General features: G+C 60.5%; 21 protein-coding genes. 5 read left to right on the top strand and 16 right to left on the bottom strand.

Annotated elements, in window-relative coordinates; all coding sequences use genetic code 11:
- Positions 1-13: 13 nt before the first annotated feature.
- Positions 14-172 carry a Trm112 family protein gene (locus BN1241_RS13010; protein WP_187117621.1) on the bottom strand — a complete coding sequence of 53 codons (159 nt, stop codon included), beginning with the start codon at positions 170-172 and terminating at the stop codon, positions 14-16.
- Complete coding sequence (locus BN1241_RS08690) at positions 165-545, bottom strand: DUF3499 domain-containing protein (protein WP_261795473.1); 381 nt, start codon at positions 543-545, stop codon at positions 165-167. The genes BN1241_RS13010 and BN1241_RS08690 overlap by 8 nt, the downstream gene beginning before the upstream one ends.
- Before the next feature lie 36 nt (positions 546-581).
- On the opposite strand from BN1241_RS08690, the gene BN1241_RS08685 reads away from it, so the two are divergent.
- A complete protein-coding gene (locus BN1241_RS08685; RefSeq protein WP_054953221.1) occupies positions 582-1,028 on the top strand; it encodes a metallopeptidase family protein in 447 nt (148 codons plus the stop codon).
- Positions 1,029-1,167: 139 nt separating this feature from the next.
- Here the strand turns inward: BN1241_RS08685 and BN1241_RS08680 are convergent, their stop codons facing one another.
- The 3 genes from BN1241_RS08680 to BN1241_RS08670 are packed head-to-tail and all read right to left on the bottom strand — an operon-like array spanning position 1,168 to position 5,822.
- Positions 1,168-2,547: a DUF5719 family protein gene (locus BN1241_RS08680; protein WP_054953220.1), complete on the bottom strand. Its 1,380-nt coding sequence runs from the start codon at positions 2,545-2,547 to the stop codon at positions 1,168-1,170.
- A complete protein-coding gene (locus BN1241_RS08675; protein WP_054953219.1) occupies positions 2,544-5,450 on the bottom strand; it encodes a glycosyltransferase family 2 protein in 2,907 nt (968 codons plus the stop codon). The genes BN1241_RS08680 and BN1241_RS08675 overlap by 4 nt, the downstream gene beginning before the upstream one ends.
- Before the next feature lie 6 nt (positions 5,451-5,456).
- Positions 5,457-5,822 carry a WhiB family transcriptional regulator gene (locus BN1241_RS08670; RefSeq protein WP_054953863.1) on the bottom strand — a complete coding sequence of 122 codons (366 nt, stop codon included), beginning with the start codon at positions 5,820-5,822 and terminating at the stop codon, positions 5,457-5,459.
- A gap of 206 nt (positions 5,823-6,028) precedes the next feature.
- On the opposite strand from BN1241_RS08670, the gene BN1241_RS08665 reads away from it, so the two are divergent.
- The 3 genes from BN1241_RS08665 (at position 6,029) to rfbA (ending at position 8,531) form a co-directional block, all read left to right on the top strand.
- On the top strand, positions 6,029-6,856 hold the full coding sequence (locus BN1241_RS08665; RefSeq protein WP_054953218.1) for an inositol monophosphatase family protein: 828 nt from the start codon (positions 6,029-6,031) through the stop codon (positions 6,854-6,856).
- Entirely contained in the window at positions 6,853-7,485 is a 633-nt protein-coding gene (locus BN1241_RS08660; protein ID WP_054953217.1) for a TIGR03089 family protein, read from the top strand. Before BN1241_RS08665 ends, BN1241_RS08660 begins: the two co-directional genes overlap by 4 nt.
- A 176-nt stretch (positions 7,486-7,661) precedes the next feature.
- Positions 7,662-8,531: a glucose-1-phosphate thymidylyltransferase RfbA gene (rfbA, locus tag BN1241_RS08655; RefSeq protein WP_054953216.1), complete on the top strand. Its 870-nt coding sequence runs from the start codon at positions 7,662-7,664 to the stop codon at positions 8,529-8,531.
- A 95-nt stretch (positions 8,532-8,626) separates the two neighbouring features.
- Here the strand turns inward: rfbA and rfbD are convergent, their stop codons facing one another.
- Positions 8,627-9,478, bottom strand: coding sequence for a dTDP-4-dehydrorhamnose reductase (rfbD, locus tag BN1241_RS08650; protein WP_054953215.1), 852 nt, complete (start codon positions 9,476-9,478; stop codon positions 8,627-8,629).
- A gap of 111 nt (positions 9,479-9,589) precedes the next feature.
- On the opposite strand from rfbD, the gene BN1241_RS08645 reads away from it, so the two are divergent.
- Positions 9,590-10,204, top strand: coding sequence for a dTDP-4-dehydrorhamnose 3,5-epimerase family protein (locus BN1241_RS08645; RefSeq protein ID WP_054953214.1), 615 nt, complete (start codon positions 9,590-9,592; stop codon positions 10,202-10,204).
- A gap of 127 nt (positions 10,205-10,331) precedes the next feature.
- Here BN1241_RS08645 and BN1241_RS08640 read toward each other — a convergent pair whose 3' ends face one another.
- The 10 genes from BN1241_RS08640 to BN1241_RS08595 form a co-directional block, all read right to left on the bottom strand.
- Positions 10,332-12,179, bottom strand: a complete 1,848-nt coding sequence (locus BN1241_RS08640) for a DUF2142 domain-containing protein (protein WP_187117620.1) — start codon at positions 12,177-12,179, stop codon at positions 10,332-10,334.
- A 25-nt stretch (positions 12,180-12,204) separates the two neighbouring features.
- Positions 12,205-13,071: a glycosyltransferase family 2 protein gene (locus tag BN1241_RS08635; RefSeq protein WP_054953212.1), complete on the bottom strand. Its 867-nt coding sequence runs from the start codon at positions 13,069-13,071 to the stop codon at positions 12,205-12,207.
- Positions 13,068-14,786 (bottom strand): DUF2142 domain-containing protein, encoded by a 1,719-nt coding sequence (locus BN1241_RS08630; protein WP_054953211.1) that lies wholly within the window; start codon positions 14,784-14,786, stop codon positions 13,068-13,070. Before BN1241_RS08630 ends, BN1241_RS08635 begins: the two co-directional genes overlap by 4 nt.
- Positions 14,773-15,714, bottom strand: coding sequence for a lysylphosphatidylglycerol synthase transmembrane domain-containing protein (locus BN1241_RS08625; RefSeq protein ID WP_054953210.1), 942 nt, complete (start codon positions 15,712-15,714; stop codon positions 14,773-14,775). The genes BN1241_RS08630 and BN1241_RS08625 overlap by 14 nt, the downstream gene beginning before the upstream one ends.
- Positions 15,711-16,793 carry a glycosyltransferase gene (locus BN1241_RS08620; protein ID WP_054953209.1) on the bottom strand — a complete coding sequence of 361 codons (1,083 nt, stop codon included), beginning with the start codon at positions 16,791-16,793 and terminating at the stop codon, positions 15,711-15,713. The genes BN1241_RS08625 and BN1241_RS08620 overlap by 4 nt, the downstream gene beginning before the upstream one ends.
- The gene (locus BN1241_RS08615) at positions 16,790-17,632 is read right to left on the bottom strand and encodes an NAD-dependent epimerase/dehydratase family protein (protein ID WP_054953208.1); all 843 of its coding nucleotides are present in this window, start codon (positions 17,630-17,632) and stop codon (positions 16,790-16,792) included. The genes BN1241_RS08620 and BN1241_RS08615 overlap by 4 nt, the downstream gene beginning before the upstream one ends.
- The gene (locus tag BN1241_RS08610; protein ID WP_054953207.1) at positions 17,629-18,798 is read right to left on the bottom strand and encodes a glycosyltransferase; all 1,170 of its coding nucleotides are present in this window, start codon (positions 18,796-18,798) and stop codon (positions 17,629-17,631) included. The genes BN1241_RS08615 and BN1241_RS08610 overlap by 4 nt, the downstream gene beginning before the upstream one ends.
- Complete coding sequence (locus BN1241_RS08605) at positions 18,795-19,811, bottom strand: glycosyltransferase family 2 protein (RefSeq protein WP_054953206.1); 1,017 nt, start codon at positions 19,809-19,811, stop codon at positions 18,795-18,797. Before BN1241_RS08605 ends, BN1241_RS08610 begins: the two co-directional genes overlap by 4 nt.
- 150 nt (positions 19,812-19,961) lie before the next feature.
- Positions 19,962-21,971: a DUF2142 domain-containing protein gene (locus BN1241_RS08600; RefSeq protein WP_054953205.1), complete on the bottom strand. Its 2,010-nt coding sequence runs from the start codon at positions 21,969-21,971 to the stop codon at positions 19,962-19,964.
- A 334-nt stretch (positions 21,972-22,305) separates the two neighbouring features.
- Positions 22,306-24,282 carry a S9 family peptidase gene (locus tag BN1241_RS08595; protein WP_054953204.1) on the bottom strand — a complete coding sequence of 659 codons (1,977 nt, stop codon included), beginning with the start codon at positions 24,280-24,282 and terminating at the stop codon, positions 22,306-22,308.
- Positions 24,283-24,372: the final 90 nt, after the last annotated feature.

Genomic DNA, 24,372 nt, shown 5'->3' with positions numbered 1-24,372 from the left:
GAGCGTATGGGTGTTAGGCCTGTTCGGCTTCCGTGGGGAGGAGGATCGGCACATCGTTTTCGATGCGGTACTTCCATGCGGGCGTCGAGGACGACACGTAGTGGTCGCCCTGCCGCGAAAGCGGGGTGCCGGTCTTGGGGCAGCGCAACGCCTGCTCGATCCACTCACTCATTGTTTCCTCCCGGGTTGGGTACGATCCGTAGGCTGGGTCCGACCTGGCCGGGCACATCCGATTGCCGGCGTACTTCACGTTTCGCTGGCTTGGGTTCGGGGGCGCGGCGCTTGCTGGCTTCCTTGATCGCATCCGCCAATGCCATCAGATCATTATCCGAGGGCGGGGCCGGCTCGTATTCAGTGACGAGACGGACCATGGACCAGCCGCGCGGAACCGTGACCGACTGGGCATGTTCTTCACAAAGATCAAGCGCACCCTTTTGTGCGACGGGTGACAGGGGGCCCACAACGGCGGTTGCCTCACCATAGTCGTATGTCATGGTGACGACCGCACGTTCGTTGCACCGTGTCCTTGAGCATTGCCTAACCACAGCTACTAACGGTAGCACGGGCTGTAGGCTGGTCGGGTGAGCACCAATCCGTTCGATTCGTTTCCCAAGCCGAAAAACGTCCGCAGGCGCGACCGTCACGGGCGCGGACTTCGCGGCCCCATCATGCCACCCACCATGCCGGCGTGGCGCACGAGGGCCGAACGATTCGACGACATCGTGTCGATGGAAGTGGCGATGTACCGCCGTCATCTCGGCCCCGACGTTGACCGTCTCGACTACGGTGTGCTCGACGTACCCGAGTCCGATCCAACCCCCTGGGAGGACGGTGTCCCCCAGGCCAGGTTCTTCCCCATGGACAAGTCCACCGGTGTCGAAGGTCGCATTGTGTTCTACCGCAGACCGATGGAACACATCGCCCCCACCAGGGGTGCCCTCTCACTCCTCGTGCACGCGGTTGTTACCCAGCAGCTCGCCAACTTCCTCGGCAGATTCCCCGAAGAAATCGACTACCACAACCACTGACAGAGCCGCCGCTCGGCAGACAAGCGCAGGACGTTGAGTCCTGAACAAAAAGTAGAAACTTCATAAAGCCTAGGAGGCCCGGCTTATCCCATCACAGGGGTTAGCCGGGCCTCCTAGCTGCTTGCGTTGCGCGGGCGGGCTAGTTGTTGACCTGGAGCGTGAGGTCGGCTGAACCTGCCGGGGCCGGGGTCAGAGTCTGGCCCGCAATCCCCTGTACGGAATCGATCTCCGCGGTGGAGAGGACACCAACATGAACGCCGTCCGATTCCACGACCGCGTGCGAAGCATCCTCCGGGGCGGTGATGGTCGCGATGGGAGCTAAGTCGATCGTGCTCGAATCGACCACGTCACCTTGGCGGGAATAGAACGTCACTGTCGCAGACGCATCGCTCTCCGAATAGAGGGTGAGCTGCGACTGTGATTCGGGAATGGTGACCGCACCATTTGTCACGGCACGTGTGGATGGCAGCCACGCGTAGTCACCCTCGGCATCGACTCGAGCTCCGGCGAGCACCGGCTGATCGCTGTCGACCCTCAGTGCCGACCAGTCGCCGGCCAGGCCATTCATCGACAGGTCAAGAACGGTGCCCGGGGCGAGAGTGACGTCCTCGGAACCGGGAACCGGTTCTTTACCCTCGGAGGTAATGGAGGCGATGGAGATGGTGGCCGACTCCGTATTGGGGTTCGCAACTCGCAACGTCACACCTTCTTCGCCCGACAGGTTTGCTCCCGGGATCACAACCTGCTCGGATGGTTCCGTACCGGGATTGACCGCCTCCATGCCGGCACCGACGATCCCATCAACCTCGTGGGTGAGGAGCTGGGCGGCAATATCGCCGCCGCTGGAGGTGATTTCCAGGGCGAGCCTTGGATCCCTTACACCGGCCTCGACAAGGAGAACTTCTGACGAGTAGGCGTCCACGGTCGTGCTCGACAGGATACTGGGCTCAGCCGTGCCCGTGGAGGTGTGGATCTCCACCGAGACCGTGGCGGGACTGCCGGTCACATTTGTCAGGACCAGCTGAGCGGATGACGATGCTGAGGTGGAACCGCCCACGAGGTACTGGGTGCGTTCCGGGGTGAGGCAGGGGGTGATCGCCATGCCAGCAAGTTCCCCGCTCTCCTGGATCCGCTGGCTCGCACCGGAGGCGAGAGCGGGCGTCTCGCCCGGCTCAACTCGAAGTTCACCGGGATAGGCTCCGCCTTCGAAGAAGGTCCGGACCTCCCCGTCACCTTCCTTGATCAAAGTGCCGTCGAGGGTGGCGTCGCCTCCGGAGACGATGGCGACACGCGTGCGCAGCAAAGTATCGGAGTCTTCACCACCGATTCCCGCTGTCATCTCCCCCATGGTCTTCTCAAAATCGGGTGGGCAGGCGAGCGAGACAGCGCGCGCCGAGCCCTCGACCGTGTCCGGTACTGGCTGGGTGACATCGGCTTCAGGGCCGATGTATGCGAGTACGAGACCGGAGGCACCCACCGCGAACGCGAGCACCCCGGTTGCGATTCGTGTCTTGTTCATCGGGCCCTCCACGGCAAACTCACGGTGACGTTTCCGACCAGCAGGATCAGTCGGAGCAGGATGACCCAGGTATTTGCGAAGCCACCGTCGTGCGAGATCGTGACCTCACCGGCTTCGGTCACCTCCCAGGCTGCTCGCCACGGATCTTCTACTCGTTCGAGCTCTTCCCCGTTCTGGGTTGCGACCCAGCGCGGGTCGTCGCGTTCGGCGAGGTAGAGCGTGCCGGGCTCAGCCTCAACTTCGGCTTCGATGACACCTGAGGGGAGCACGGTGTCATTGTTCATGACCCTGCCCGAGGGCACATCGACTCGCCAGAAGGTGCCAATCTCGGAGGTTGTCACCCGGGTCACCGAGTCGGTTGCGTCGAGTGTTTGAGCGAGGTCTTCGGAATCTTCGGAGCCCGCGGGAATGAGGATGACGGTGATGGCGTGCTCGGCTGCGAGCTGCGCGAAGTCGTCTTCACCGAGGCGCGTCATGATCTGTCCGAGAGCTTCCCCGTCCGTCATCGTGTGGGACTGCGTTGACAGCTGCTGTCCGTTGCCTCGCCACAGGTCCACAACAATCCCCTCGGGACTGGGGACAATGACGAGGGTCCTCCCCCGTTCCGGGTCGGATGCGTTCTTCTGGGACAGTGCCGGCGTTGAGGTTGATGGCGCATCGGCAATCAGGTGCCTGTCATCTCCCGTGTGGATCATCGTCAGCCAGGTGGCTCCCGCCACAATGGGCATTGCCACCACACCGAGGGCGCAGATGCCGGCGAGGACCTGCTTGAACGACAGGGAGCTCTGGCTCAGGTCTGTGCGGATTGCGTGCGCGCCCCCGGTGATCGCCATCATGAGACCCAGCCACATGAGCGTGAGCCCCGGGCAGGGCCAGGCGATCGCGGTCTCGAAGGTCCGTAGGTCCACACCGACGGACTGGGTCAGTGCGATGGCGACAAGCAACCCACCAACGCCGGCAAGCATCCAGCCGGCTCGGACGGCGCCGGCTCGGCGGGTGCGCAGCAGGCTGGCGAGTGCCGCAAGCAGGATGAGCGCGGTGGCGATAAGGATAGGCGGGTGCTGATTGACACCCAGCGGCCATCCCGCCACCACGAGCTCACGATCGGTCTGCTCCCACGCCATCGTGGCGCCGGGGAGCCAGAACAGTGAGCCTGGCATGTCCTTCAAGGCAAACCACAGGGCAGGTCCTGCGAGTGAGATTCCGGGAATCGGCAGCCACAGCCAGCCCGCACGGCGCTGCGCAATCGCAAGAATGACGGAGAGTGCGGCGATGAGGAGGAGAGCTGCCGGGTAGGCGGCACCGGCTACGAGGACCCACCAGGCTGCCGAGCCCAGGTGGGAGGAGCGCGGGGTCTGAGCAAAGCGCACAACGCTCAGCACGACGAGCGGTGCCACCACGTGGAAGAGGACCCCGCCCGCCTGGCCCGCGGACAGTGATGACAGGAGCGGCGGGGCGAGGGCCCACACGGCACCGGCGAAGAACCTGACCGTGGGCGAGGTTGCAACGATGCCGCTCGCGCGGAATGCTGCAATCCCGGCCAGCATCGGTGCCAGCAGGAAGAAGAGGAAAACGACCTCGGTGAGTGTGCTGCCAAAGAATCCTGCAACGTAAACAAAGGGAATCGCGAGGATCCAGATCGGTTCAAGGTAGCCGGGGCTTCCATCTCCCTCCGGCATCCACGACTGCGTAGCAAGTCGCATGAGGTCACCGGCATTCGACCGGTCGGGAAGGAGCCCGCCCCCGGTCAGGCCGAAGGCCGACAGGTTCGGAAGGAAAGCAACGACACCGGTGACAAGAGTGAGGAGTGCGAGGAGGAATCCTGCGGACCGAGTCCGTGCCCGATAGTCCGCGGCTTCCTTGCGCTTGTGGGCCGGTGGCAGTTGCCGCAGGCGCTGAGCCTCCCGCTCCGCCTTGCGAATGTCACCCCGACCATCCACCACGTCGCGGTGGGTGGCTTCAAGAGCCCGGTACGAGCGAGTAACGGTTGCCGCGGCAAGGCGCTTCCGTGCCTGGATGAGGGCACCCGTTCTGCGCAAGAACATGGCGCCGCCACGGAGTTCACCGCGGGCCCTGACCGTGTCCTTGAGGAGGAGCCGGACAAGGCCTCGGATGGGGGCGAGGATGAGGTACCAGAGGTAGAGGAAGGGGGCGAGTACGAGCGGTGCGCGCTGGACTGCCGTGTAGATCTGGGTTCCCCTGCGCCGACCAAAGGATACGGGGGTATCGGAGAAAGATTCGCGTGCGTGCCGGATAACCGCGCTCGGAACAACGACAACGCGGTGTCCCGCTGCTCGCAGGCGACGGGACAGCTCAAGGCCATCACCAAAGGGTCCCAGAACGGGATCGAACCCACCTGCATCCTTGAGGGCTGCGGTGCGGATGAGCATGCCGGCGGTACCAACCGCGAGCACGTCGTCACGAGTATCGAACTGGCCCTGGTCCTTTTCACCCGGATCGAGTTCGGGAACACGCCTGCCAGAACGAGTGGCGCGAATACCGACCTCAAGGAGTTCGGTCGGATCGTCCCATCCCACCTGCTTGGGCCCAAGTGCCGCCACGGCACGGGAAGCCTCACCGGTGCGGTGAAGCTCAGCCAAACACGTTTCCTCGGGGGACGAATCGGCGTGGAGCAACCACGTCCATTTCGCATCATTCTCGCCCAGGCCGGCCTCGTAGGCCGCTCCCGTTGCTTCAGCATCCGACCGTACGACCGTGGTGCGAATGCTGGCGCTGTCGAGCATGGACGTATCTGGTTCGTCGTCTCCCAGCACCACAACGGTCACGGTGTCAGGAACGACAGTTCCGCGTGCGACCGCATGGAGTGTGCGGGGTAGGTATTCCGACATGGAACGGCCGACGACAATCGCGTGGATGCCGCCGGCCGCTTGGTTAGCGTTCACCGATAATTACCGCTCTCCTGCGGCCCGCCTGCGCTGGCGTGAAGCCCTTCGCCTGTCATTGTCGGACATGCCTCCCCAAATGCCGTGCCTAATGTCGTTCTCAAGTGCGTATTCAAGGCACTCTCCGCGAACTTCACAATTCTGGCACACGCTTGTGGCGGGGGCGGTGGAGCCGCCCTTCTCGGGGAAGAAAATATCGGGATCGGTTTCTGCGCATAGGGCACGGTCCAACCAACCCAGCTCACCCTCTTCGTATCCAAGGCCCCACAGGCTATGGAACAACGAGTTGCTAGCGGTTGGTAGGTGCGAAACTGTCGCACCTCGGTTCTCTTGACGCCGTTGCGGCGCCTGGTCTCCGGTCAGATTCCACATCTGATCGAACCCCCTCACTAATTCGGTCACTGAGTAAATTACATCCGTGTAAGACCCAATAGTCAAGGTGAAAAGGACACGTTAACCCGAGGAAGGCCCCAGATGTTGGGAAGACACGCCATAAAAGTCGCTTCGAAGTTGGATTCTCTTCACTCCCGTCATTGGCGTGTTGCGCCCCGGCGTGTCAGAGTGGAGGGGTGACTGACATGACTTCCACTTCGATCCGCCAGTTTCTCGTTAACCTCATGACCGCGCTCGGACCCGACCTCAGGGCCGCTAGCAGGGACGTTGGCACCATCGACACCAAAACCAGCTTCCACGATGTTGTGACCAAGCACGACCGCGCAACAGAGATCAAGATTAAGGAAGCCGTCTTTGCTGTCTTCCCTGCCTCTCTTGTGCTGGGTGAAGAGGGCGGCTGGTCGAGCGCCTCCGGTGAGGCTGGGGAGCCGTCCCCCGAAGACTTGGTGTGGATCGTTGACCCGATTGACGGCACCTCCAACTTCGCCTCCGGATGGGACCACTGGTGCATCTCCATCGCAGCCACAAGAAATGGCAAGCACGTTGCCTCGAGCATCTCCCAGCCCCTCAACGGCAGGATCTGGTCGGCCGATGAGGAGGGTGCTTACCTTGACGAACCCGATCAGCCCACAAGGGTCTTGAAGGTGGATGAGAACGCGGTGCCGTCCGATGGACTGTGCGCGACAGAGTTCCCCAAGATCAGCTCCTCCCCCAACCCCGAAGATTTCGAAAGGTGGCGGGAGACTGGAGTCCAGTTCCGTTCAATGAGGCGCACTGGATCCACGGCCCTGGACCTCTGCTATGTGGCCGATGGTCGTGCCGTAGCATCGTTCTCCCACGGGGTGAACGCGTGGGATGTTGCGGCTGGCATCCACATCATCCGCCAGGCAGGCGGATTCTATGAGGGCTACACCGGCGGTCAGCTCACCACACCGTCCTGGGAGGGTGGCACGTTCGTTGCTGGACCATCCGAAGTCTGCATGTCTACCGGCAGGAAAGCGCTCGGACTATGAACGCACTTGCCACTTACCGCACACTCGTCTCGCGCGGCTCCAGGCCCGCCCTCACCCTCTACGGCAGCGCTGCGAGAGCCCCACGCCTCGAACTCTCCGGCACGGTCATCGCCAACCATGCCGCAAAGGCCGCGAATTACCTTGCCGATGACCTCATGATCGACCAGGGCTCGCCCCTCCGACTTGATTTGCCCGTCCACTGGCGCTTGCTGACCTGGGGCTTGGGCGGCTTCCTCGCAGGTGCCCACGTGAGCTTCGAAGAAGGCGACACGATCATTACCGCCACCCCTAAAGAAGCGAGCGGTGACGAGATCATCGCCGTCTCACTCGGAGCCTTCGATCTCTCCTGGCGCGGAGAGCTTCCTGCGGGAGTGACGGATGGCAATGCTGAAGTTCTTGCTCAGGCGGATGTCCTTCTCGACGAGTTGAATCACGAAGAATCCAACGCGGACACTTTCACGAGCAGCATCGGTGTCCAGGATCCTCGCATCCTTCTTGTCAACCCCGATCCCGGCACCCTACTCCGCACATTCATGAGTGCCATACTGTCCGGTCAAGCCCTCGTCATAGCCGATGAGGCGACCGAGGCCCAGGCCGCCACAACAGAGGGTGCCACGCGCATCAACTAAACCGATCCACGGGTTACCAGTGTCCTTACGGCCTGCCGTTTGGACACTGGTAATTTCCGTCTACCAGTCATTCGAGAATTCCTTCATGGCATGGCCAGTATCGGAACGGCGGCCATGCACCAGAATCAAATTCAGGCAATAATGGGCGAAAGAAGTCCCCTCACGGAAGGTTCGCCATGCGTGGCATTATCCTGGCCGGCGGTTCCGGCACCCGGCTCCACCCCATCACCCTGGGAGTGTCAAAGCAGCTGGTCCCGGTCTACGACAAGCCAATGATCTACTACCCGATGTCGACCCTCATGCTCGCGGGCATCCAAGACATTCTCATCATCACCACTCCGCATGATGCCGAGTCGTTCCACCGTCTTCTTGGGGATGGCTCACAGCTGGGCGTCAACCTGTCCTACACGGTCCAGGAAGTGCCGAACGGCCTCGCACAGGCCTTCGTTCTCGGCGCGGACTTTGTTGGCCAGGAATCGGCCGCACTCGTCCTTGGTGACAACATCTTCTACGGCCCCGGCATGGGAACCAAGCTCCGCCGTCACGTCGACCCCGATGGTGGCGCCGTCTTTGCCTACCACGTGCACGATCCCGAACGCTACGGGGTTGTCGAATTTGATGAGAACTTCAAGGCCCTCTCCATCGAAGAAAAGCCGAAGAACCCGAAATCAAACTATGCCGTTCCCGGCCTCTACTTCTATGACAATGACGTTGTCGAGATCGCGAAGAATCTCAAGCCCTCCGCACGTGGAGAATACGAGATCACGGACGTGAACGCCCACTACCTGAGGAAAGGCAAGCTGTCCGTCGAGGTACTTCCCCGTGGTGCCGCCTGGCTCGACACGGGCACGTTCGACTCCCTTGCCGATGCGACGAGCTTTGTTCGCACAGTTGAGGCCCGCCAGGGTCTCAAGGTGGGGGCTCCCGAAGAGGTGGCATGGCGCATGGGCTTCCTGAGCGACGACGAGCTAGCCGAGCGTGCACAGCCCCTCATCAAGTCCGGCTATGGCGAGTACCTGCTTTCTCTCATCGAACAGGGCAAGTAGTTCCGCACAGTCTGAGAAGCAAAGAGGAGGTGCACCCACAGGGTGCACCTCCTCTTTACGTACGAGTCCGATAAAGAACTAGTCCTACAACCTTGCTAGTACTCGGCTAGGACGGAGTCAGCTGCTTCGTTCCAGCGTTCGAGCCAGTTGCCGATCGGTTCCACTCCCACCGCGACCAGCTGGTTGTGGCCAAGCACGGAGAAGGATGGGCGGGGTGCGGGACGGTTGAAGGCAGCAGCCGTGGTTTCGTGAACCATCTCGGGATCCTTACCGAGCGAGGTCATGATGGCCTTGGTGAAGCTGTGCCAGTTGGTGCGACCAGATGAGGTGCCGTGGTAGGTGCCGGACGGGACCTCGGCGACAACAAGGCGCAGGATCAGGTCCGCAAGGTCAGCTGTCCAGGTGGGTTGACCGACTTCATCCGTCACTACGGACAGCGTTTCGTGCTTATCTGAGAGCGCAGCCATGGTCTTCGGGAAGCATCTGCCGTGCGCGCCGTAGAGCCATGCGGTGCGCACAATGATGTAGTCATCCGTGTTGGCACGAACGGCCCACTCACCAGCAGCCTTCGTGCGGCCGTAGGCACCCGCTGGGTTCACGGGACCGTCCTCACTGTAGGGCGAGGAATTCGACCCATCAAACACGTAGTCGGTCGAGATGTGGACGAAGCGCGCGCCGATCTTCTTGCACCTGCGTGCCAGGTGTTGCGGTCCGACAGCGTTGACGAGAAACGCATCGGTTTCGTTCTCTTCTGCCTCGTCGACGGCCGTGTAGGCCGCGACGTTGACAACAACATCAACGTTTTCAATCGTGTGCTCAACCGACGCTTGGTTGGTGATATCAACTTCGAGTCGATCCACTGCCATGACATCGTGTCCCGCATCAACCAGCTTCGACACCAGGTCGGTTCCGAGCATGCCTTTCGCGCCGACTACCATCCACCTCATCGGCGTTCCTTTCGTTTGACGAACATGGTGTAAGCCTATCTTGCTGGACCAACAATTCTCGCCAAGTGCTACTGTGGAGTCCAACAATGAAACCAACTTCGGGAGTCTCGTGTGGATATTCAGCCTTTAAAGATTAGCGGCGCCTGGCGCATCATTCCCCGACAGTTCCAAGACAATCGGGGAACTTTTCTGGAAGCGTTTCAGCAGCCCAAGTTTGTTGAGGCAACCGGACGCTCCCTCGAGGTCGCCCAAGTCAACACCTCCGTGTCGTCCGCCGGAACGATCCGCGGCATTCACTTCGCCGATGTTCCCCCGTCCCAGGCCAAGTACGTGTTCTGCACGAAGGGCGCAATCCTCGACATCGTGATCGACATTCGTACCGGTTCGCCGACGTTCGGCCAGTGGGATGCTGTTCTCCTGGATGATGTGGACCGGAACGCGATCTTTATCTCCGAGGGCCTCGGTCACGCCTTCATCTCCCTCGAGGAGGACTCTGTCGCCACCTACCTGTGCTCGACAACCTATTCCCCCACCCGTGAGCACGGCATCAATCCGCTGTGCAAGACCATTGGGATTGAATGGCCGACAGAGGACCGTCACGGCAATCCGATCAGCCCCATCCTGTCCGATAAGGACAGGGACGCTCCCGGCCTAAACGAGGCAGCAGAAGCGGGTCTCCTGCCCACGTTTGCTCTTGCCGAGGGATTCGTCAAGGGACAGAAATAAACCTCACGGACAACGTCGTCCGTTCATTGTGCCCCCAGAAGTTTCCTTCTGGGGGCACAACCTTATGACCTAATTTCTACTAGGTGGCTCAAAACCATTACTTAGTCTCGAGTACGTCGATCTTCCACTATTTCGTTTCTACGGAGTCACAGGGCTGTGACAAAACAGCATCGTGACGACTGGCTTGGTCAACAGTTTCCGGGTCATTGAAGGGATGACGAGCACGTGACGTAACCGTATCGGGCTCATCTCCGGTGTCGGCCGGGTCAGAAACAGGTTGAGGCTCGGGGGCGCCCTTGTGGGCATGTTGGTTTGTCTGTTTCACTGTCACGGCCTGCTGCGCTACATCCCTCGCCTCGAGAACATTCGTCTCACGAGTATTCGCCCCAATCGCATTTTCCTTATCAAGACACAGATTGTTTTCCTTAAGTGCTATGGCGGTGGCGAGTGCGAGGGCACCAAGAAGGAGAACGACCGTGCCCTCCACGATCAACGTCAGCGTCACCTCACTCAGTCCCGTGACGAGCGTGAAACGAGTGAAGTCAATCCACGGATATCCCGGGTAGGCACTGTTAAGAAGGAAAATGTAGCCGTAAGATCCCACACCGATCGATAATCCCGTCACGATGAGGAGGGTCTTGCCGCGCAGCTTCTGCAGTCCGAGAACCATGCCGGCGAAGGCCGCGAGTATCGGGAACAGGTAGCGTCCCTGGACGCCCGCGATCGTTCCGTAGCTTGAGTACGTGGACCAGGACTCCGCCAACAGCAGGAGGACAAGACCACCAACCGGGGCCAGGATGGCGAGGTAGGTGCGGCGGTGCGGACCTACCTCGATCCCGCCCCAGATGAGACCTGCGAGAAACACAACGGTGAGGATCGTCGTGAACCAGCCCATGAAGTCAGCCTCCAACCACCCGAAGCTCGAAAAGAACGATGTGGTAATGGATTTGATGGCTTGGGTGAGGAAGTGGAAGATGTCGGCCGAGCTCGAGTCCCAGTCGCTCGGTACGCTCCGTTTGAAGCCGGAGGGTTGGATGACTCCATAGCGTAGGAGATTGTGAATCCACCACCACCCGACCGCCAGGGCGAGGATTCCCGACGTGCCGATCGCGATGAGACGGGTCTTCCAGGTCTCGTGATTTTTCAGTGCGAAAACGAGGATGAGAGCGAGTCCGAAGGCAAGGAGCAGGCCCTTGCTCCACAGGGCAAGCCCGAGGGATAGTCCCACGAGGAGGATCGTCTTCCACGAAATCCTTTCCACACCGGCCTTGGTCAGAGCCGCAACCGTGAGGGCACCCAGTCCGATCGCGAGAGTGTCATTCGTGACCGCACCGGTGATCGCAAAGTATTGGGGTATGGCGAATGGGATAAAACCTGCCGCGAGCGCCCACGTCCTCCTAGACCCGAGCTTACGAGCCACGTAGACAAGCGAGGGAACCACCGGGATTGTCAGGAGGATCCCGTAGATCCGCAAAACAAGCAGGGTACGGTCCCAGGGTTGCTCGTCCAGATCGAAAAGATTGACCGCGAACGCCCCGCCCGCATAGTACACCGGCGGGTGCTGACTCATCTGATCAACCTCGGTCGCGTCCGGGTCGAGACGCAGGACGTTGCTGATGCTCGACCGGTCCTCGTGAGGGGTTACCTGAACGTTGCGGAACTTTGTGGGGAACGGTGCTTTCGTAGCCTCGGGAAGCCGGTCGTTCGCGAGACGAGTGCGGGAGAGCCCCACGAAGTCGGTGGCCTTCGAGGTGACGATGCCGGCCTCTTTACCGGCCTTGAGGATTGCCGTGTCGACCTTCGCTTCGCCCGGTGCCGGCCATCCCCCACCATTAGCGAGCCGCATGATCGAGTTAACGTGGTGGGGTTCGTCGGGGCCACGGAAGGAGGGCATTGACACTGCCCACACCAGTTGGAAGAGGACGACGATGAGGGTGAGGAGTCCGGTTGCCCCAATGAAGAAACGTTTGCTCACGTCCCGTGTCCCTTTTCGTTCCACACTAGTTTCCATAGCGGCCCAAGCGTCCCTTCCAACCGTCGTTGAATCCGCGCACCACATAGTGGAGTCTCGTGATCCTGTCGGGGTTGACGAGCAAATTGAAAACCGCGAATCGCACGATCCAATACACGTACCGGATCCGCCACTTGATCGGCAGGAGCGAGGTTTTGATGAGGGCGATGGTGTTGCGAATGAGGTAGTAGTTCCGTAGCGGTCCGTGGACGTGCACGATCTGGGCTCTGCCCGGTACCTTGACCACGCTGTCGCCAAGCCTGTGTTCGAGCACCGCATCCCGGATCGCAAGCAACCGGTACCCGGCCCTCCGGGCTCTCATCCCCCACTCCAGATCCACGTGGTCAATGAAGAGCGCGCTGTTCATGGTGCCAACGTCGTCAAGGACGTCGGCCGGGATCAAGCATCCGGAGGCGAGGAGGAAGGAAACCTCGATCTCGTCCGTATCGGGGAGAGTGGCAGGGCGTTTTGGTCCATACTCGTGATCGGTGTAGACCAGCACATCGGTGCCCTCGACCGGGACGGGGCCCACGGCACCAATGCCGGGGCGCAGGTGCTGAGCAAGGGTGGCAACCATCCCGCCCGCTAGGATTGAGTCCTGATCGGAGAGCAGAACAGCATCTGCCCCGTCCTTCAGGGCGTAGTCGATCCCTACGTTTTGTGCTACCGCGATCCCCATGTTCTCCCCAAGGGGTAGTAGCACGGCTCCGAGTGCTTCCGATAACTCGGCAAGGGTACTGTCTCCACCGGGAGTGTTGTCCACGATAATGACCTGGTCGCACTGCTTGGCCAGTGCGTGGAGGAGCTCACCTATGGGGCCGGGACGGTAGGTCACCACCACGGCCGAGATTTTCACAGGCGCCCCTGGGACGGCGATTCCGCTACGGGTGCTACCTCGTTGAACTCAGTATTCTCCCGGTGCCCAGAGTGGCCGTGGGCGGGCGCGTACGAAGGGCTTGCTGGCAGCCCCTCTCCCCTGTCGTCAACTCCGCGTTCCTCCAACGTTGCCACCTTGCCATCGAACGCATCGGGCTCATGGGCGTGGCGTGCCCACAAAAATGCCAAGGTGAGGATCGCGAGGTTCACCAGCACATAGATTGTCAAGACCACGACGAGGACGGGGACGGAGATTCCGGCAACGTAGGCGAAGCGATCAAGGTTCGCCCAGGTCTCGCCCGGGTAGGAGCTGCGCATCAGCCACAGGAATCCAAAGACTCCAACACCGACAGTGTAGAGCGCCGTCAGACGGTAACCCCACCGACCGAAGTAGCGCAGGCCGAGGACGATCCCGGCAAAGGCGACAATGCAGGGGTAGAGGTAGCGGCCCTGCACACCTGCCACAACCGAGGTCGACAGGTAGTTCGACCAACCCTGCAGGTACAGCAGGATGACGAGGCCGATGAAGGGCGAGAGCAGAATGAGGTAGGTCGTTCTGGTACGGCCCGCACGGATCAAGCTCCACAGGACGGCAATGACAAGAACAGTGAACAACACGTAGGTGACGATGCGCGGGAAGGTCCCCTCCAGCCACCCGAAGGAGGAGAAGAAGGAATTCGTGAAGGTGCGGAAGGCGATCGTGAAGAAGTGGCTGAATTCAGCCATGGCAGGATCCCAGTCAAGCGGCGGATCCCTGTGGTAGCCCGCGGGCTGGATCACTCCGTACCGAACGATGTTGAGGATCCACCACCAGCCAATGGCAAGAGCACTCACCCCCGCAACTAGCGTTGCCGTGATCTTCGTTTTCCAGGTCTCATTCTTGGCGAGCATGAAGATCAGGACGAGAGGCAAGCCCAGCGCCAGCAGCAGTCCCTTGCTCCACAGCGCAAGGCCAAGAGACCCACCTACGAGTGCAACGGTCTTCGGGCTAATACGCTCGGTCCCTGCCTTTGCGATCGCCGCCATGACCAACGCCCCAGCACCGATTGCAAACGTGTCGTTCGTGACAACACCGGAGGTGCCGAATAGCTGGGGAATGGAGAGCGGAATAAGGCCGGCAAGGAGTGCCCAACGCCTGCTTGCCCCAAGCCTGCGTGCAGTGTAAATAAATGACGGAACGACCGGGATGGTGAGGATGATTCCGTAGAGGCGTAGGACCTGGAGGAGACGGTCCCACGGTGCATCCTCCAAATCCAGTGCCTTCACCACGAGGGCACCGCCCGCGTAGTAGAGCGGTGGATGCTGGGTCATCTGATCTACTTCAAGCGCGCCCTCGGCAGCCACCTCGACAGGGTAGATGCTGGAGCGTCGCTCGTGCGGTTCCACCAGAGTGTCAGCAAAGTACTGGTTGATCGGCGAACCGTGGAAGAGCCTCGTGCGGTTCTTCGACGTGAAGTCGTTTGCTCCTGGCGTGATGATCCCGGCCTCGCGACCGGCCTCGATCATTTTCGTGTCGATCATGGCGTCGCCCGGCTCGGGCCAGCCATTCCCGCTCGCGATCCTCATGATTGAGTTCACGTGGTGCGGCTCATCCGGGCCCCGGAAGGCCGGCATGGCAAGTGCCCAGACGGACTGGAGGATGACGACCAGGAAGGTGAGGAGCACGCTGGCTCGCACGAAACTACGACGGGTCATTGGCAGCTCTCCTAGCATCGCGGCGCATCCTGACCGAGGCACCGAGTCCCAGCACCAGGTCAGCAATCGTGAACAGAATACGGCTGAGGAGCACCACGACGACGATGTCTCCCGAGGAAACGAGTCCGGTCAGCGTGACACCCAGCACCACTTCACGCACGCCAACACCGGCGGGGATGAAGAAAACAAGGAACCCAACAACCCAGGCAAGTGCGTACCCGCCCAAGGTCAGGAAGTACGTATCGAGCCTGGCTGGGTTACCGAGACCGGTGAGGATCGCCCACACCTGAAAGCCAGCCACCACCCAACTCAGGGTGGCATACAGTGCGGCAATGCCGATGGCCTTCCCCGTAAAAGGCTGCTCCAGCTTCTCCCGCTTGAGCAGGGTGAGTCCCGAATCAACAAGCTTGTTGAGAACGGGGGGATACAAAATGACAATAAAAACGGGGAGGACGAGGAGGACCCACCAGTAGTGGCCCGCCACATCCGAAGGCCCGAACACGATCGCGACAGTTGCGAGAGCCAGTCCGGTGACGACCGAGACTGCCATGGACATGAGGAGAACGGTGACGGAACGGCGTCGCGAAATATTGTAGTCAGCACCCATCTCCGCAGCTGCCACAAAGTTCCATACCCCGCCCGGTAGGTACTTGGCGACCTGGGAAACGTAAAAGATCCTGCGCGCAGGGGCCGCACCGACGGGCTCTCCAGAATCGTTCAGCAGCGTCCGCCATGCCAGCATCGTCAAAATGACGAAGATGATGGACACGATGAGTGAGCCTGCGACGATCCACCAGTCGAGCTGTTGGAGGGCGGCCGATACTTCATCCCAATTCGAGACCACGGCCCACACGCCAGCAGCGACCGCCGCGAGCATGAAGAACGCCCGGAACGCCGGGGACCGGAGGGTGGCAATGACAGTTTTCATGAGAGTCGATTCGAAAGTGGAAGGGTCACGGAAGAGTGGGTAAATTCCCGGTCGGCTACCTCACCGGCACGCCGCCTCATCTCGTCACGGAGATCCTTGTTCCTGCTGAGGTCACGGATCGCGTTTGCGAGGGCCCGAGCATCACCCGGCAGCACATAGGTGGCTGATTCACCGAGCATTGCGCGCTGCGGTTCCGTATCCGAGGTAATCGTTGCGAGGCCAACCGCCATTGACTGGTAAACCTTGTTGGGGACAACACGCTGAGCCTTAACAGTCGTTCCGAAAATGCCGAGACCAATCGTGTGGTTCGCTACGATTTCGGGCAATTCTGCAGAATCTACCCAGTCGAGCCAGGTCACCGGTGCATCCCCAACAATGCTTCGCACCTCGTCGTAGTCCTGTCCCGTACCGATCATCGTGACGGGAGGCAGCTCGCCCTCATCTGCCAGGATCCGCAGGGCCTCCGCAATGTAGGGGGTTCCCTGGAGCGGCGTGTAGAGGCCGTAGAAGACAACCCCGTGTTTCGGCTCGTCCTTCCTTGCCTCAAACCAAGTATCCGGAGCCCCAACGGGCACAACGACACCCTTGTGTTGGAGGGATGGTGGAGCGAGGTCCGCGTGCGCGGTCGTGTCGTAGACAACGATGTTCGCGGTTGTCAGAGCAAGGCGGTCAAGGGCCGAGAGCCCCACCTGCAGGATCCTGTTCTTCGCTCCCCTGTCTTCGGCCGTATTGGCGGCATAGATCAGGTGGTCTAGGGCGATCGTCGTGGTGGGGAACAGTATTCTCGCAAGGAGAACATCGAAGTGGCCGAGGTAGCCCACGACAACGATGTCTGGCTTGTTGGCTCCCCGATACTTGAAGCTTCCCTTGACGAGAGAAGCCCAGTTCTTGGCAAGCTGCGTGAAGAAACCGATCGCGGCAGATGGGGAGGACAGCGCGGCAACCCGGGATTCGGTGTTGACCGTCAGCTTCGCGTTGAGCTCGTTGACGTTGTGTCCAGCGTCCCTGAGGCCCTCCAAAAGAATTCCGATCCGTGGATGGACGGAAGCATTGTATGTACCAAAACCAAGAATTTTCATGCCTGCTCCTTCCATTTCCACATGAGTCGAATCCCATCCTGCAGTGACACGGTGGGCTCCCAGTCGAGGAGCTCCCGTGCGCGCTCGATCCGTAGCCAAGTTGATCGATTATCGTAGGGCCGTCCGGGCTTCAGGTCGGCTCCGCCGACCATTCCCGTTACGTCGGCAACGATGCTCTGAAGTTCATTGAGGCTCGTTGGCGTTCCCGAGCCAAGGTTGATTGCCGTGCCACGAACATCCCGTTCGAGTGCGGCACGGATGCCCCGCACAGCATCCCCCACGTACACGTAGTCTCGTGCAATCTCCGGGTCGCCGTAGATGACAGGCTGATCGCCATTGGCGATCGCGGTCAGCCAATGGGCAAGCACGCCCTGGTTCCCAGCGCCTTCCTGGCCGGGTCCGTACACGTTGGAAAGCCTGAGGATGGTGACGTTCGGGCACTTCTCTTTCGCAACCCGCTCGATCTCCGCCTTCAACTTTCCGTAATCGCTGACCGGTTCGAGCTGGGTTCCCTCGTCGTGCGGTGTCGGCGCATGACCGTAAACAGTGCCTCCGGACGACAGGACGATCAACCGATCCAGGTTCAGGTCGCTTAGCAGGTCGAGGCCTTCGCTAAACTCCCGGACTTCTTGCTCCGCGTTGCCAGGATTGGCGGCAAGTGTTGCGGGAGTATTGGACGAGGCCGCCCACACAACAGCATCCAGGTCAGCAGCTGCTGTCCTACCCTTCTCGGACGTGATGGGTCGTTCCCGAGTAAATTCGACCACCTCGTGATCGTGGAGTTCCTCGCGGAGGGCACTTCCTATGAAGCCGTGTGCACCAACGATTCCAATTCTCATTGGCCAGCCACCTTCTTCAGCAACTGGGCGTAGCGTTTGCCAACAGCTGGCGTGGAGCGTTCCTCAACCCTGCGCTGGCCCTCTTCCGACAGCTTCTTCCTCAGCTTCGTATCACCGGCGAGTCGTTCGATCGCGAACCGTAGTTCGGTCTCGTTTCCTGGTTCGACCAGAAGCCCGCTCTCTTCGTGGGTAATGACGGAATCGATGCCGGAAAGATTGGAGGCGATCGCGGGCAGGCCAGATCCGAGGGCTTCCAGAAGCACGACGGGCAAACCGTCCTGGTCTCCCGATACTGCCTTCACTGAGGGCAGGACGATCACGTCTGCCTGCGAGTATCGCTTTCTCAGTTCTTCCTTGGGCAGGGCACCAACGAAGTCGACGGGCATGCCACTCGCCTGCTGCATCAACTGTTCGGTCAGCGGCCCATCCCCCACCACGGTCAGTGAATATGACAGGTCCGTGTCTTTCAGTGCGTTGAGGAGGTGTGTGAGCCCCTTCTTCTCAACGAGCCTGCCAACGAACAGGATCTCGACGGTGTCAGTGTCGCGCACGGTATGGGGCACGATTCCTGAGAGATCAAAGCCCATTGGTTCAACCGACACCTTGTCGGGCGAGATGCCGAGGCTTTCGACCCTCCCCTTCATTTCCTCATTCATGACCGTCGTGTGCTTCGCGTGCTTGACGATGCGTTTGATGATAGGGCGGATCGGGGTATCCACGAGCGCGTAGAGGTCACCACCGAGGGTGGTGAGGAGCACGGGGATTTTCCGTGTCACAAGGTAGGCGGTGAAGCCTTGCGGGATGATCCAGAAGACGTGCAGAACATCGGGCCGAAACTCGCGCAGATGTTTCGCAACACTGATGGTTTGGGCAAGGAGGAAGGGCACGATCTGGAGTGCGCGTGTCCAATTTCCTCGGAGGTTCTCGAGGATCGCACCGTCTGCCAGGTCCTCCCACTTGCGTGGGAAGAACCGGAAGCGATGCACCTCGACCCCCTCATAGGTGCTGACCTTATCGGCTCCGGGAATAGCCGGGACAAGCACTCTCACATCCATTGTCTTTGCCAGTTCGATGGCGAGATCCCCAACGAATTCGGGGGTTCCGTCCCCCGGGTGCGCGGGGAACGTGGATGCAAGGACAAGTACTCGAGGCCGGCGCTTCCTCATTGGTTCTCGGCCGTTTCCCTTTCCATGGAGAGACCCTCGGGCCCCTCAGTTTCCGGATCTTCCGTGACCGGGTCCGCGCCGTATTGGATTTCCTTGATGCGTTCCAGCTGGTCCTCCAGCAGCACCCTGTTCGTGCGCAACAGGTCCGCGATCACGAGGAGCGCCAGGGAGAGGAGGCCGCCGACGAGCATGGCAGATCCAAGGATGAGGGACTGAATGTGTCCGCCGCCTTCGCCCTGCACCCAGAAGATAAAGAATCGGACGAAGGGAACGAGGCCGGCAATCATCATGAGCCCGCCCAGCCATCCCAAAATCACGTGGGGCTTGAACATGAGGAAGGAGCGCACGATCGCAAGACCGGACTTGTACATGTGCTGCCAAATGTTCTTGAACAGGCGCGATTCGCGGGTCTTCGGGTTCGTGGTGACCGCAACGGATTCGATCCGCAGTCGCTTGTTACCTGCCTGGATGATTGTTTCCATGCAGTACGAGAACTGGGTGACCACGTTGAGGCGGTAGAGCGACGCCTTCGAGTAGGCGCGGAAACCGGAGGCGGCATCGGGAAGTCCCGTTCCAGCGGCCCGGTTCACGACGCGGGATCCCACGTTCTGCATGAGCTTCTTGAACTTGGAGAAGTGGGCGATCTTGGAGGTCTGACGGTCGGCAATAACAATGTCGGCGCGGCCGGCAACGATCGGGGCAACAAGGTCCGGGATGCGTTCCTGCGGGTACTGGTTGTCACCGTCGGTGTTCACGACAATGTCGGCGCCGTGAGCGAGAGCGTAGTCCACGCCGTCACGGAAGGAACGAGCCAGTCCCTGATTGCGCGGGTGACGCACGAAGTGCTTCACTCCATAGGACTCGGCTACCTCAATGGTGCGGTCGGTCGAACCATCATCAATAATGAGGATTTCTACCGAATCTACACCCGGGATTTCTTTCGGGATCGACTCCAGCACGGCCGGCAGTGTCTCTTCCTCGTTGAGGCATGGCACCTGCACAAAAACTTTCATAATTCTTCCTTCAATCTCCCTAACCTTTAGAGATTATAGAAACCGGGCTGGTATTCCGCGATGACTTTCTTCATATGTAAGCGATTCGACAGGCTCACACGCACCTAATATGGAGTCTACTTGCAGGCAGGTAGACATGCGGGAATCCCGTCAGTCCGTGTCCTTTTCCGGTGCCGGACCGGGTTCGTCCGCGGGCGACGGGGAGCTCTCGGGTGGGACGCTACCGCCCGGCATGCGATGCTCCGGAAGACGCACCCCCTCATCAATACCCGACTCATCCGCGCTGACCGCCGCATCATCTATTGCCGGGGATGCGTTGCTCACAACCGCTTCGGTTTCGGGCCCAGCCTCTGAGGAGTCAGCGGTAACCGAGTCGGTCGGTACGGGCTCAGTGTCGGTCTCTGCCACCAGCGTCGCCGTGGCGCCGGTGCCAACAAGAGCCGAATCCTGGTCGGGTTCGTGAGACTGCAGCAATGCACCACCTGTTGCCTTGTGCTTGGCTGGGTTGTCGCGGCGTTCGAGTGATTCGTAGTCCCGGTCCACCGGGTAGATGTGCGCCGGTGGAGTGTCTCCGTGTTTGCAGGAGCGAGCGAGGTAGCAGCCCCCGAAAATGAGGACGAGGGCAACACCAATTGTGGCACCGATCCACAGTTTCAGAGTTGCTCCCGTGGCAATCGACCAGCTATCCCACGTGATCCACGAGAACTTCAGCGAGGCGTTGTTGTCCCGGTAGACGGTCTGAAGCATCCACCAGATTCCATAGAGGGAGATGACCGGGGTGACGATCGCGTAGAGGTATTCGGCCACCTGGGCGAAACGGGGTTCGAGTTGGCGACGGAGCGCCACGAAAGACCAGGCCACGAGAACTGCCAGGCCGGAGATCCCGGGGTACACGTACCTGCCCTGCATCCCAGCCACCTGGCCGGTGTACACGTAGTTCATCCACGACTGGGCGAGAATGATCGCGAAGATCAGAACAGGGAAGAGGAAAAGCACGGTGAGAGCTACGCGCCGTCCTCGGGCCGAGACGAATCCGATGACGGCCATCGCCCCCGCACACAGAGTGAGGGTGGGGATTAGCCAGCCGGGGAGTGGAATCTCCAGCCAACCAAACTTGCCCCAGAAGGATTCGACAAAATCTGTCAAGGCGATCGGCAGGAAGTCCTGCACACTGGGTCCTTCGGCACCCCAGGTTGTCTGGTTGATTTTCATACCGGACGGCTGGAGGGAGCCATGAACGATGAGGTTCCTGATCCACCAGAATCCGCCAATGAGAACGCCGAGAAGACCCGCGCCAATACCGTAGCCCCAGCGGCGTGCCGCAGGCATTGCCGCCCTCGTCAGCACGAAGGAGAGTCCCACGACGAGTCCGAAGACGAGGAAGGTTGCTTTCGTCCACAGTCCGAGGCCAAGCAGTACGCCAGAGAGAATAACGTCCTTCTTGGTTGGGTGGCCGAAGAGAACCCGAGCTGCCTGAACGAGCACGAGGACACCCATGAAGATATAGAGGGAATCGTTGGTGATGGAGGAGCCGACGTGAGCGAGCTGCGGGACCGCGAAGAGCCCCAGTCCCGCGAACAGCGATAGCCGCCTGCCTAGCCCCGTCCTTCGCGCAATATATACGGTCGCGGGCACGACCCACACGACCATGAGGGCAGACAGAATGCGGAGTGCAAGAAGCTGCCCATCCCACTGCCAGTCATCTGCACCAATCACTTTGAGGTAGCCCGCAGCGATCCCGTAGTAGACGGGCGGATGCTGAGTCATCTGGTCCACACCCGAGGTGTAGCCGTCACCGAAAACGGGGATCGTGCGATTTTCTTCCGGCATGGGCTCAATCCACGGGAACAGGTGACCGTTACCGTGGATCAGGCCGTCCGGGACGGTGTGGAAGTACCTTTGCTTGAATCCGGGGGCATCGGCCGCAACGAGGCCGCCCTCTTTACCAATGGTAAGCACTTCCTCATCGATGAGGGCAGTTCCCGGGGTCGGCCATCCTCCACCGTTCAGGATCCGGACGATCGAGTTGTAGTGCATGGGAGCATCCGGGGAACGGAATGCTGGGGTGACGTAAGCCCAGGTGATGAGCACAACGAGGTAAGCCGCTGTCAGAAGTGCCGTGGCCGCAATGAATCTTTTGCGGGTGAGTACAACCTTCATCCCCGTCCTTTCTCAAGCCCTCCGGTTCATCGCCACAGTAGCAGGATGGGGCGCAAACTCACCGCCCCGCGACCGTTTTCTTGCCCATCCTCACGTTCCCACACCCGTCGCAAACCTGGTGCCGGTCTACGAGATTACGCATGTCGGGGAGCTGTTAACCCCACTCACGGCCTCGCCGTGCAGGTATCAATACGGCGCCACCGGGCGGGTAACAATATCGTGTGCTCGATAGAAACCGGATAAGACCGGATTGGACCCGATAGAAACGGGACCGGCCCGCACCCAGTACATAGCTGGGGCGGGCCGGTGAGGATCTCAGATGGGATTATCTTCGTTAGCCGAGGAGTTCGGGACGCTTCCAGCCGTTTCCTCGGACGTGCTGGTCGAGGAAGGCCAGGACCGTTTCGTACCAGACTCGGGAGTTGGATGGCTTGAGGATCCAGTGGTTCTCATCCGGGTAGTAGAGGAACTTGTGTCCCTCCGCTTTCGAGTCTCGCAGGAGCGCATGCCACAACGCCTGTGACTGGGAAACGGGCACACGGTAGTCACGGTCTCCGTGTATGACGAGCATGGGAACCTCGATACCGGATACGAACCTGTGCGGCGAGTATCTACCGGCCTGGGTGGGGGCCATCCACTCGTGCCACTCACCGTTGTCGGTGGTCCTGCCCATGATGTCGATGTTCCACAGGGAGGCGTGGGAGACGATGCAGGAGAAGCGGGTTCCGGTGTGCCCCGCCATCCAGTTCGCCATGTAGCCACCGTAAGAACCACCCAGAAGTGCAGTGTTCTCCCCTGTAATGTCGTCGCGCTTCTCGGCTTCGTCAACGAGGGCGAGGATATCCGTGTAGGGAGTTCCTCCGAGTTGGTCGTTGCCGCGATCGATCATGGCTTGACCGTATCCGGTGGAGATCGCCGGATCCGGCATGAGCACCGCATAGCCCTTGGCCGCGAACGGTCCCGGGTTCCAGCGCCAGGTCCACCCATTCCATGAACCCCAGGGACCGCCGTGCACAAACACCGCCAAGGGGGCGGGCTCATCGGTGTCGGGAAGCAGGAGCCAGGCCCGCAGGTCCGTACCATCTTCCGCCTGCGTTGTGACCTCGGTCAGAGTCCCAGTAACGGTCACTTCCGGGGTAAGACGAGGTAGCTCAGTCACTGTGCCGGACTGGGGATCAATCGTGACCGGGGTGGCAGGATCGATGATCGAATCGCGCAAGCAGTGCAAGACACCGTCAATGATCCCGATGTTGGAGTAGTGGTAGTCATCGTCCGTCAGGAGCGTGAATTCCCCGGATGCCACATCGACCCGATAGACGGAGCCCCTGCCCTTGCGGGCTGCGGTGGCAATGATTGTCTCGTCATCAAGCCACAGCGTTTCCGACGTCCAGTCATCGAAGGATTCGGTCAGGACCTTCTTTGTTTCTGTTTCAAAGGAGTAGATTTCCAGCCAGCTGCGCAGTGGGAACCCGTCGCGGTTGCCGTTTGAGGCGCTAATAATCGCATGCTTTCCGGATGGGGCGATGGCCCCGCCGCGGTATTCGGTCACCGACTGTCCGGGCTCGCTCGGCTCCGTCTCACCCGCAATCAGGGTCGTCTCGCCGCCAACAATGGAGTACACAGAGTTGACCTGCGTCGTGCCGTTCACGAGGTTTTCGATCGTGACCAGAATCGTGTCTGCATCGTCCGAGACTCGCACACCGGCCAGTTTCCCTGCGGGAACGGCGATGGGCTTGAGCTCAATCTCGTCCTCACCGTCAAGGCTCGGCAGTTCCGCTTCGTAAAGCCGAGGGTAGGTGGGGCCCAGGTCGTGGTCCCAGAACCTGACGGGGAAGGACTCGTGGAGGATGGCGGTGACTCCGCGTTCCTTGCGGTCTTTAGCTACCTTGAGGTTTTCCTCCTCGTCCTTTACATTCGCGAAGGTATTGGCGGAGATGATGAGTTTTCCACCCGCCGTGGTGACAGAGTTGATTCCACCGGGTCTGCGCAGCACAACCCGTGCTTCACCGCCGGGAGGAAGCATCCACAGTGTGTCGTGAACCTCCTCTTCACTGAACTCATCGTCCCTCTTCGAGGTGAAATAGAGTTCGCCACGTTCACCGATCGCGGCGAGGCTGTCACCCTTCTTTGAGCGCGTGAGCGGCTTCAGCTGCTCCCCGATCTCAACGAGGCGGGTCACGTAGGCGTCCTTTTTCTTCGAGAGGGTGGCAACGGACGCAACGCTGCGTCCGTGCCTCGATTCCAGTCCCGTCACCCTCGGGATCGCAATGAAGTCGTCCAGTGAATCAGTAAACTTCTTAACCTCTGTCATCTTCTCTTTCGTCTCTCATCTCTGTGTACGTCTGTTTGCAACCCTATGTACGTCTGGGGTCACGACTAGCATGCACCGTTCATCGTGTCA

Origin of the sequence: Flaviflexus massiliensis (assembly GCF_001375495.1) — a bacterium.
GTDB lineage: Bacteria > Actinomycetota > Actinomycetes > Actinomycetales > Actinomycetaceae > Flaviflexus > Flaviflexus massiliensis.
This window is presented reverse-complemented; position numbering and strand designations above follow the sequence as displayed.

Bases quoted from the DNA above. Each gene is read 5' to 3' on its own strand.
- BN1241_RS13010 (WP_187117621.1), bottom strand. From the start codon at position 172: ATGAGTGAGTGGATCGAGCAGGCGTTGCGCTGCCCCAAGACCGGCACC.
- BN1241_RS08680 (WP_054953220.1), bottom strand. From the start codon at position 2,547: ATGAACAAGACACGAATCGCAACCGGGGTGCTCGCGTTCGCGGTGGGT.
- BN1241_RS08670 (WP_054953863.1), bottom strand. From the start codon at position 5,822: ATGTGGAATCTGACCGGAGACCAGGCGCCGCAACGGCGTCAAGAGAAC.
- BN1241_RS08665 (WP_054953218.1), top strand. From the start codon at position 6,029: ATGACTTCCACTTCGATCCGCCAGTTTCTCGTTAACCTCATGACCGCG.
- BN1241_RS08660 (WP_054953217.1), top strand. From the start codon at position 6,853: ATGAACGCACTTGCCACTTACCGCACACTCGTCTCGCGCGGCTCCAGG.
- rfbA (WP_054953216.1), top strand. From the start codon at position 7,662: ATGCGTGGCATTATCCTGGCCGGCGGTTCCGGCACCCGGCTCCACCCC.
- rfbD (WP_054953215.1), bottom strand. From the start codon at position 9,478: ATGAGGTGGATGGTAGTCGGCGCGAAAGGCATGCTCGGAACCGACCTG.
- BN1241_RS08630 (WP_054953211.1), bottom strand. From the start codon at position 14,786: ATGACCCGTCGTAGTTTCGTGCGAGCCAGCGTGCTCCTCACCTTCCTG.
- BN1241_RS08625 (WP_054953210.1), bottom strand. From the start codon at position 15,714: ATGAAAACTGTCATTGCCACCCTCCGGTCCCCGGCGTTCCGGGCGTTC.
- BN1241_RS08620 (WP_054953209.1), bottom strand. From the start codon at position 16,793: ATGAAAATTCTTGGTTTTGGTACATACAATGCTTCCGTCCATCCACGG.
- BN1241_RS08615 (WP_054953208.1), bottom strand. From the start codon at position 17,632: ATGAGAATTGGAATCGTTGGTGCACACGGCTTCATAGGAAGTGCCCTC.
- BN1241_RS08610 (WP_054953207.1), bottom strand. From the start codon at position 18,798: ATGAGGAAGCGCCGGCCTCGAGTACTTGTCCTTGCATCCACGTTCCCC.
- BN1241_RS08605 (WP_054953206.1), bottom strand. From the start codon at position 19,811: ATGAAAGTTTTTGTGCAGGTGCCATGCCTCAACGAGGAAGAGACACTG.
- BN1241_RS08600 (WP_054953205.1), bottom strand. From the start codon at position 21,971: ATGAAGGTTGTACTCACCCGCAAAAGATTCATTGCGGCCACGGCACTT.
- BN1241_RS08595 (WP_054953204.1), bottom strand. From the start codon at position 24,282: ATGACAGAGGTTAAGAAGTTTACTGATTCACTGGACGACTTCATTGCG.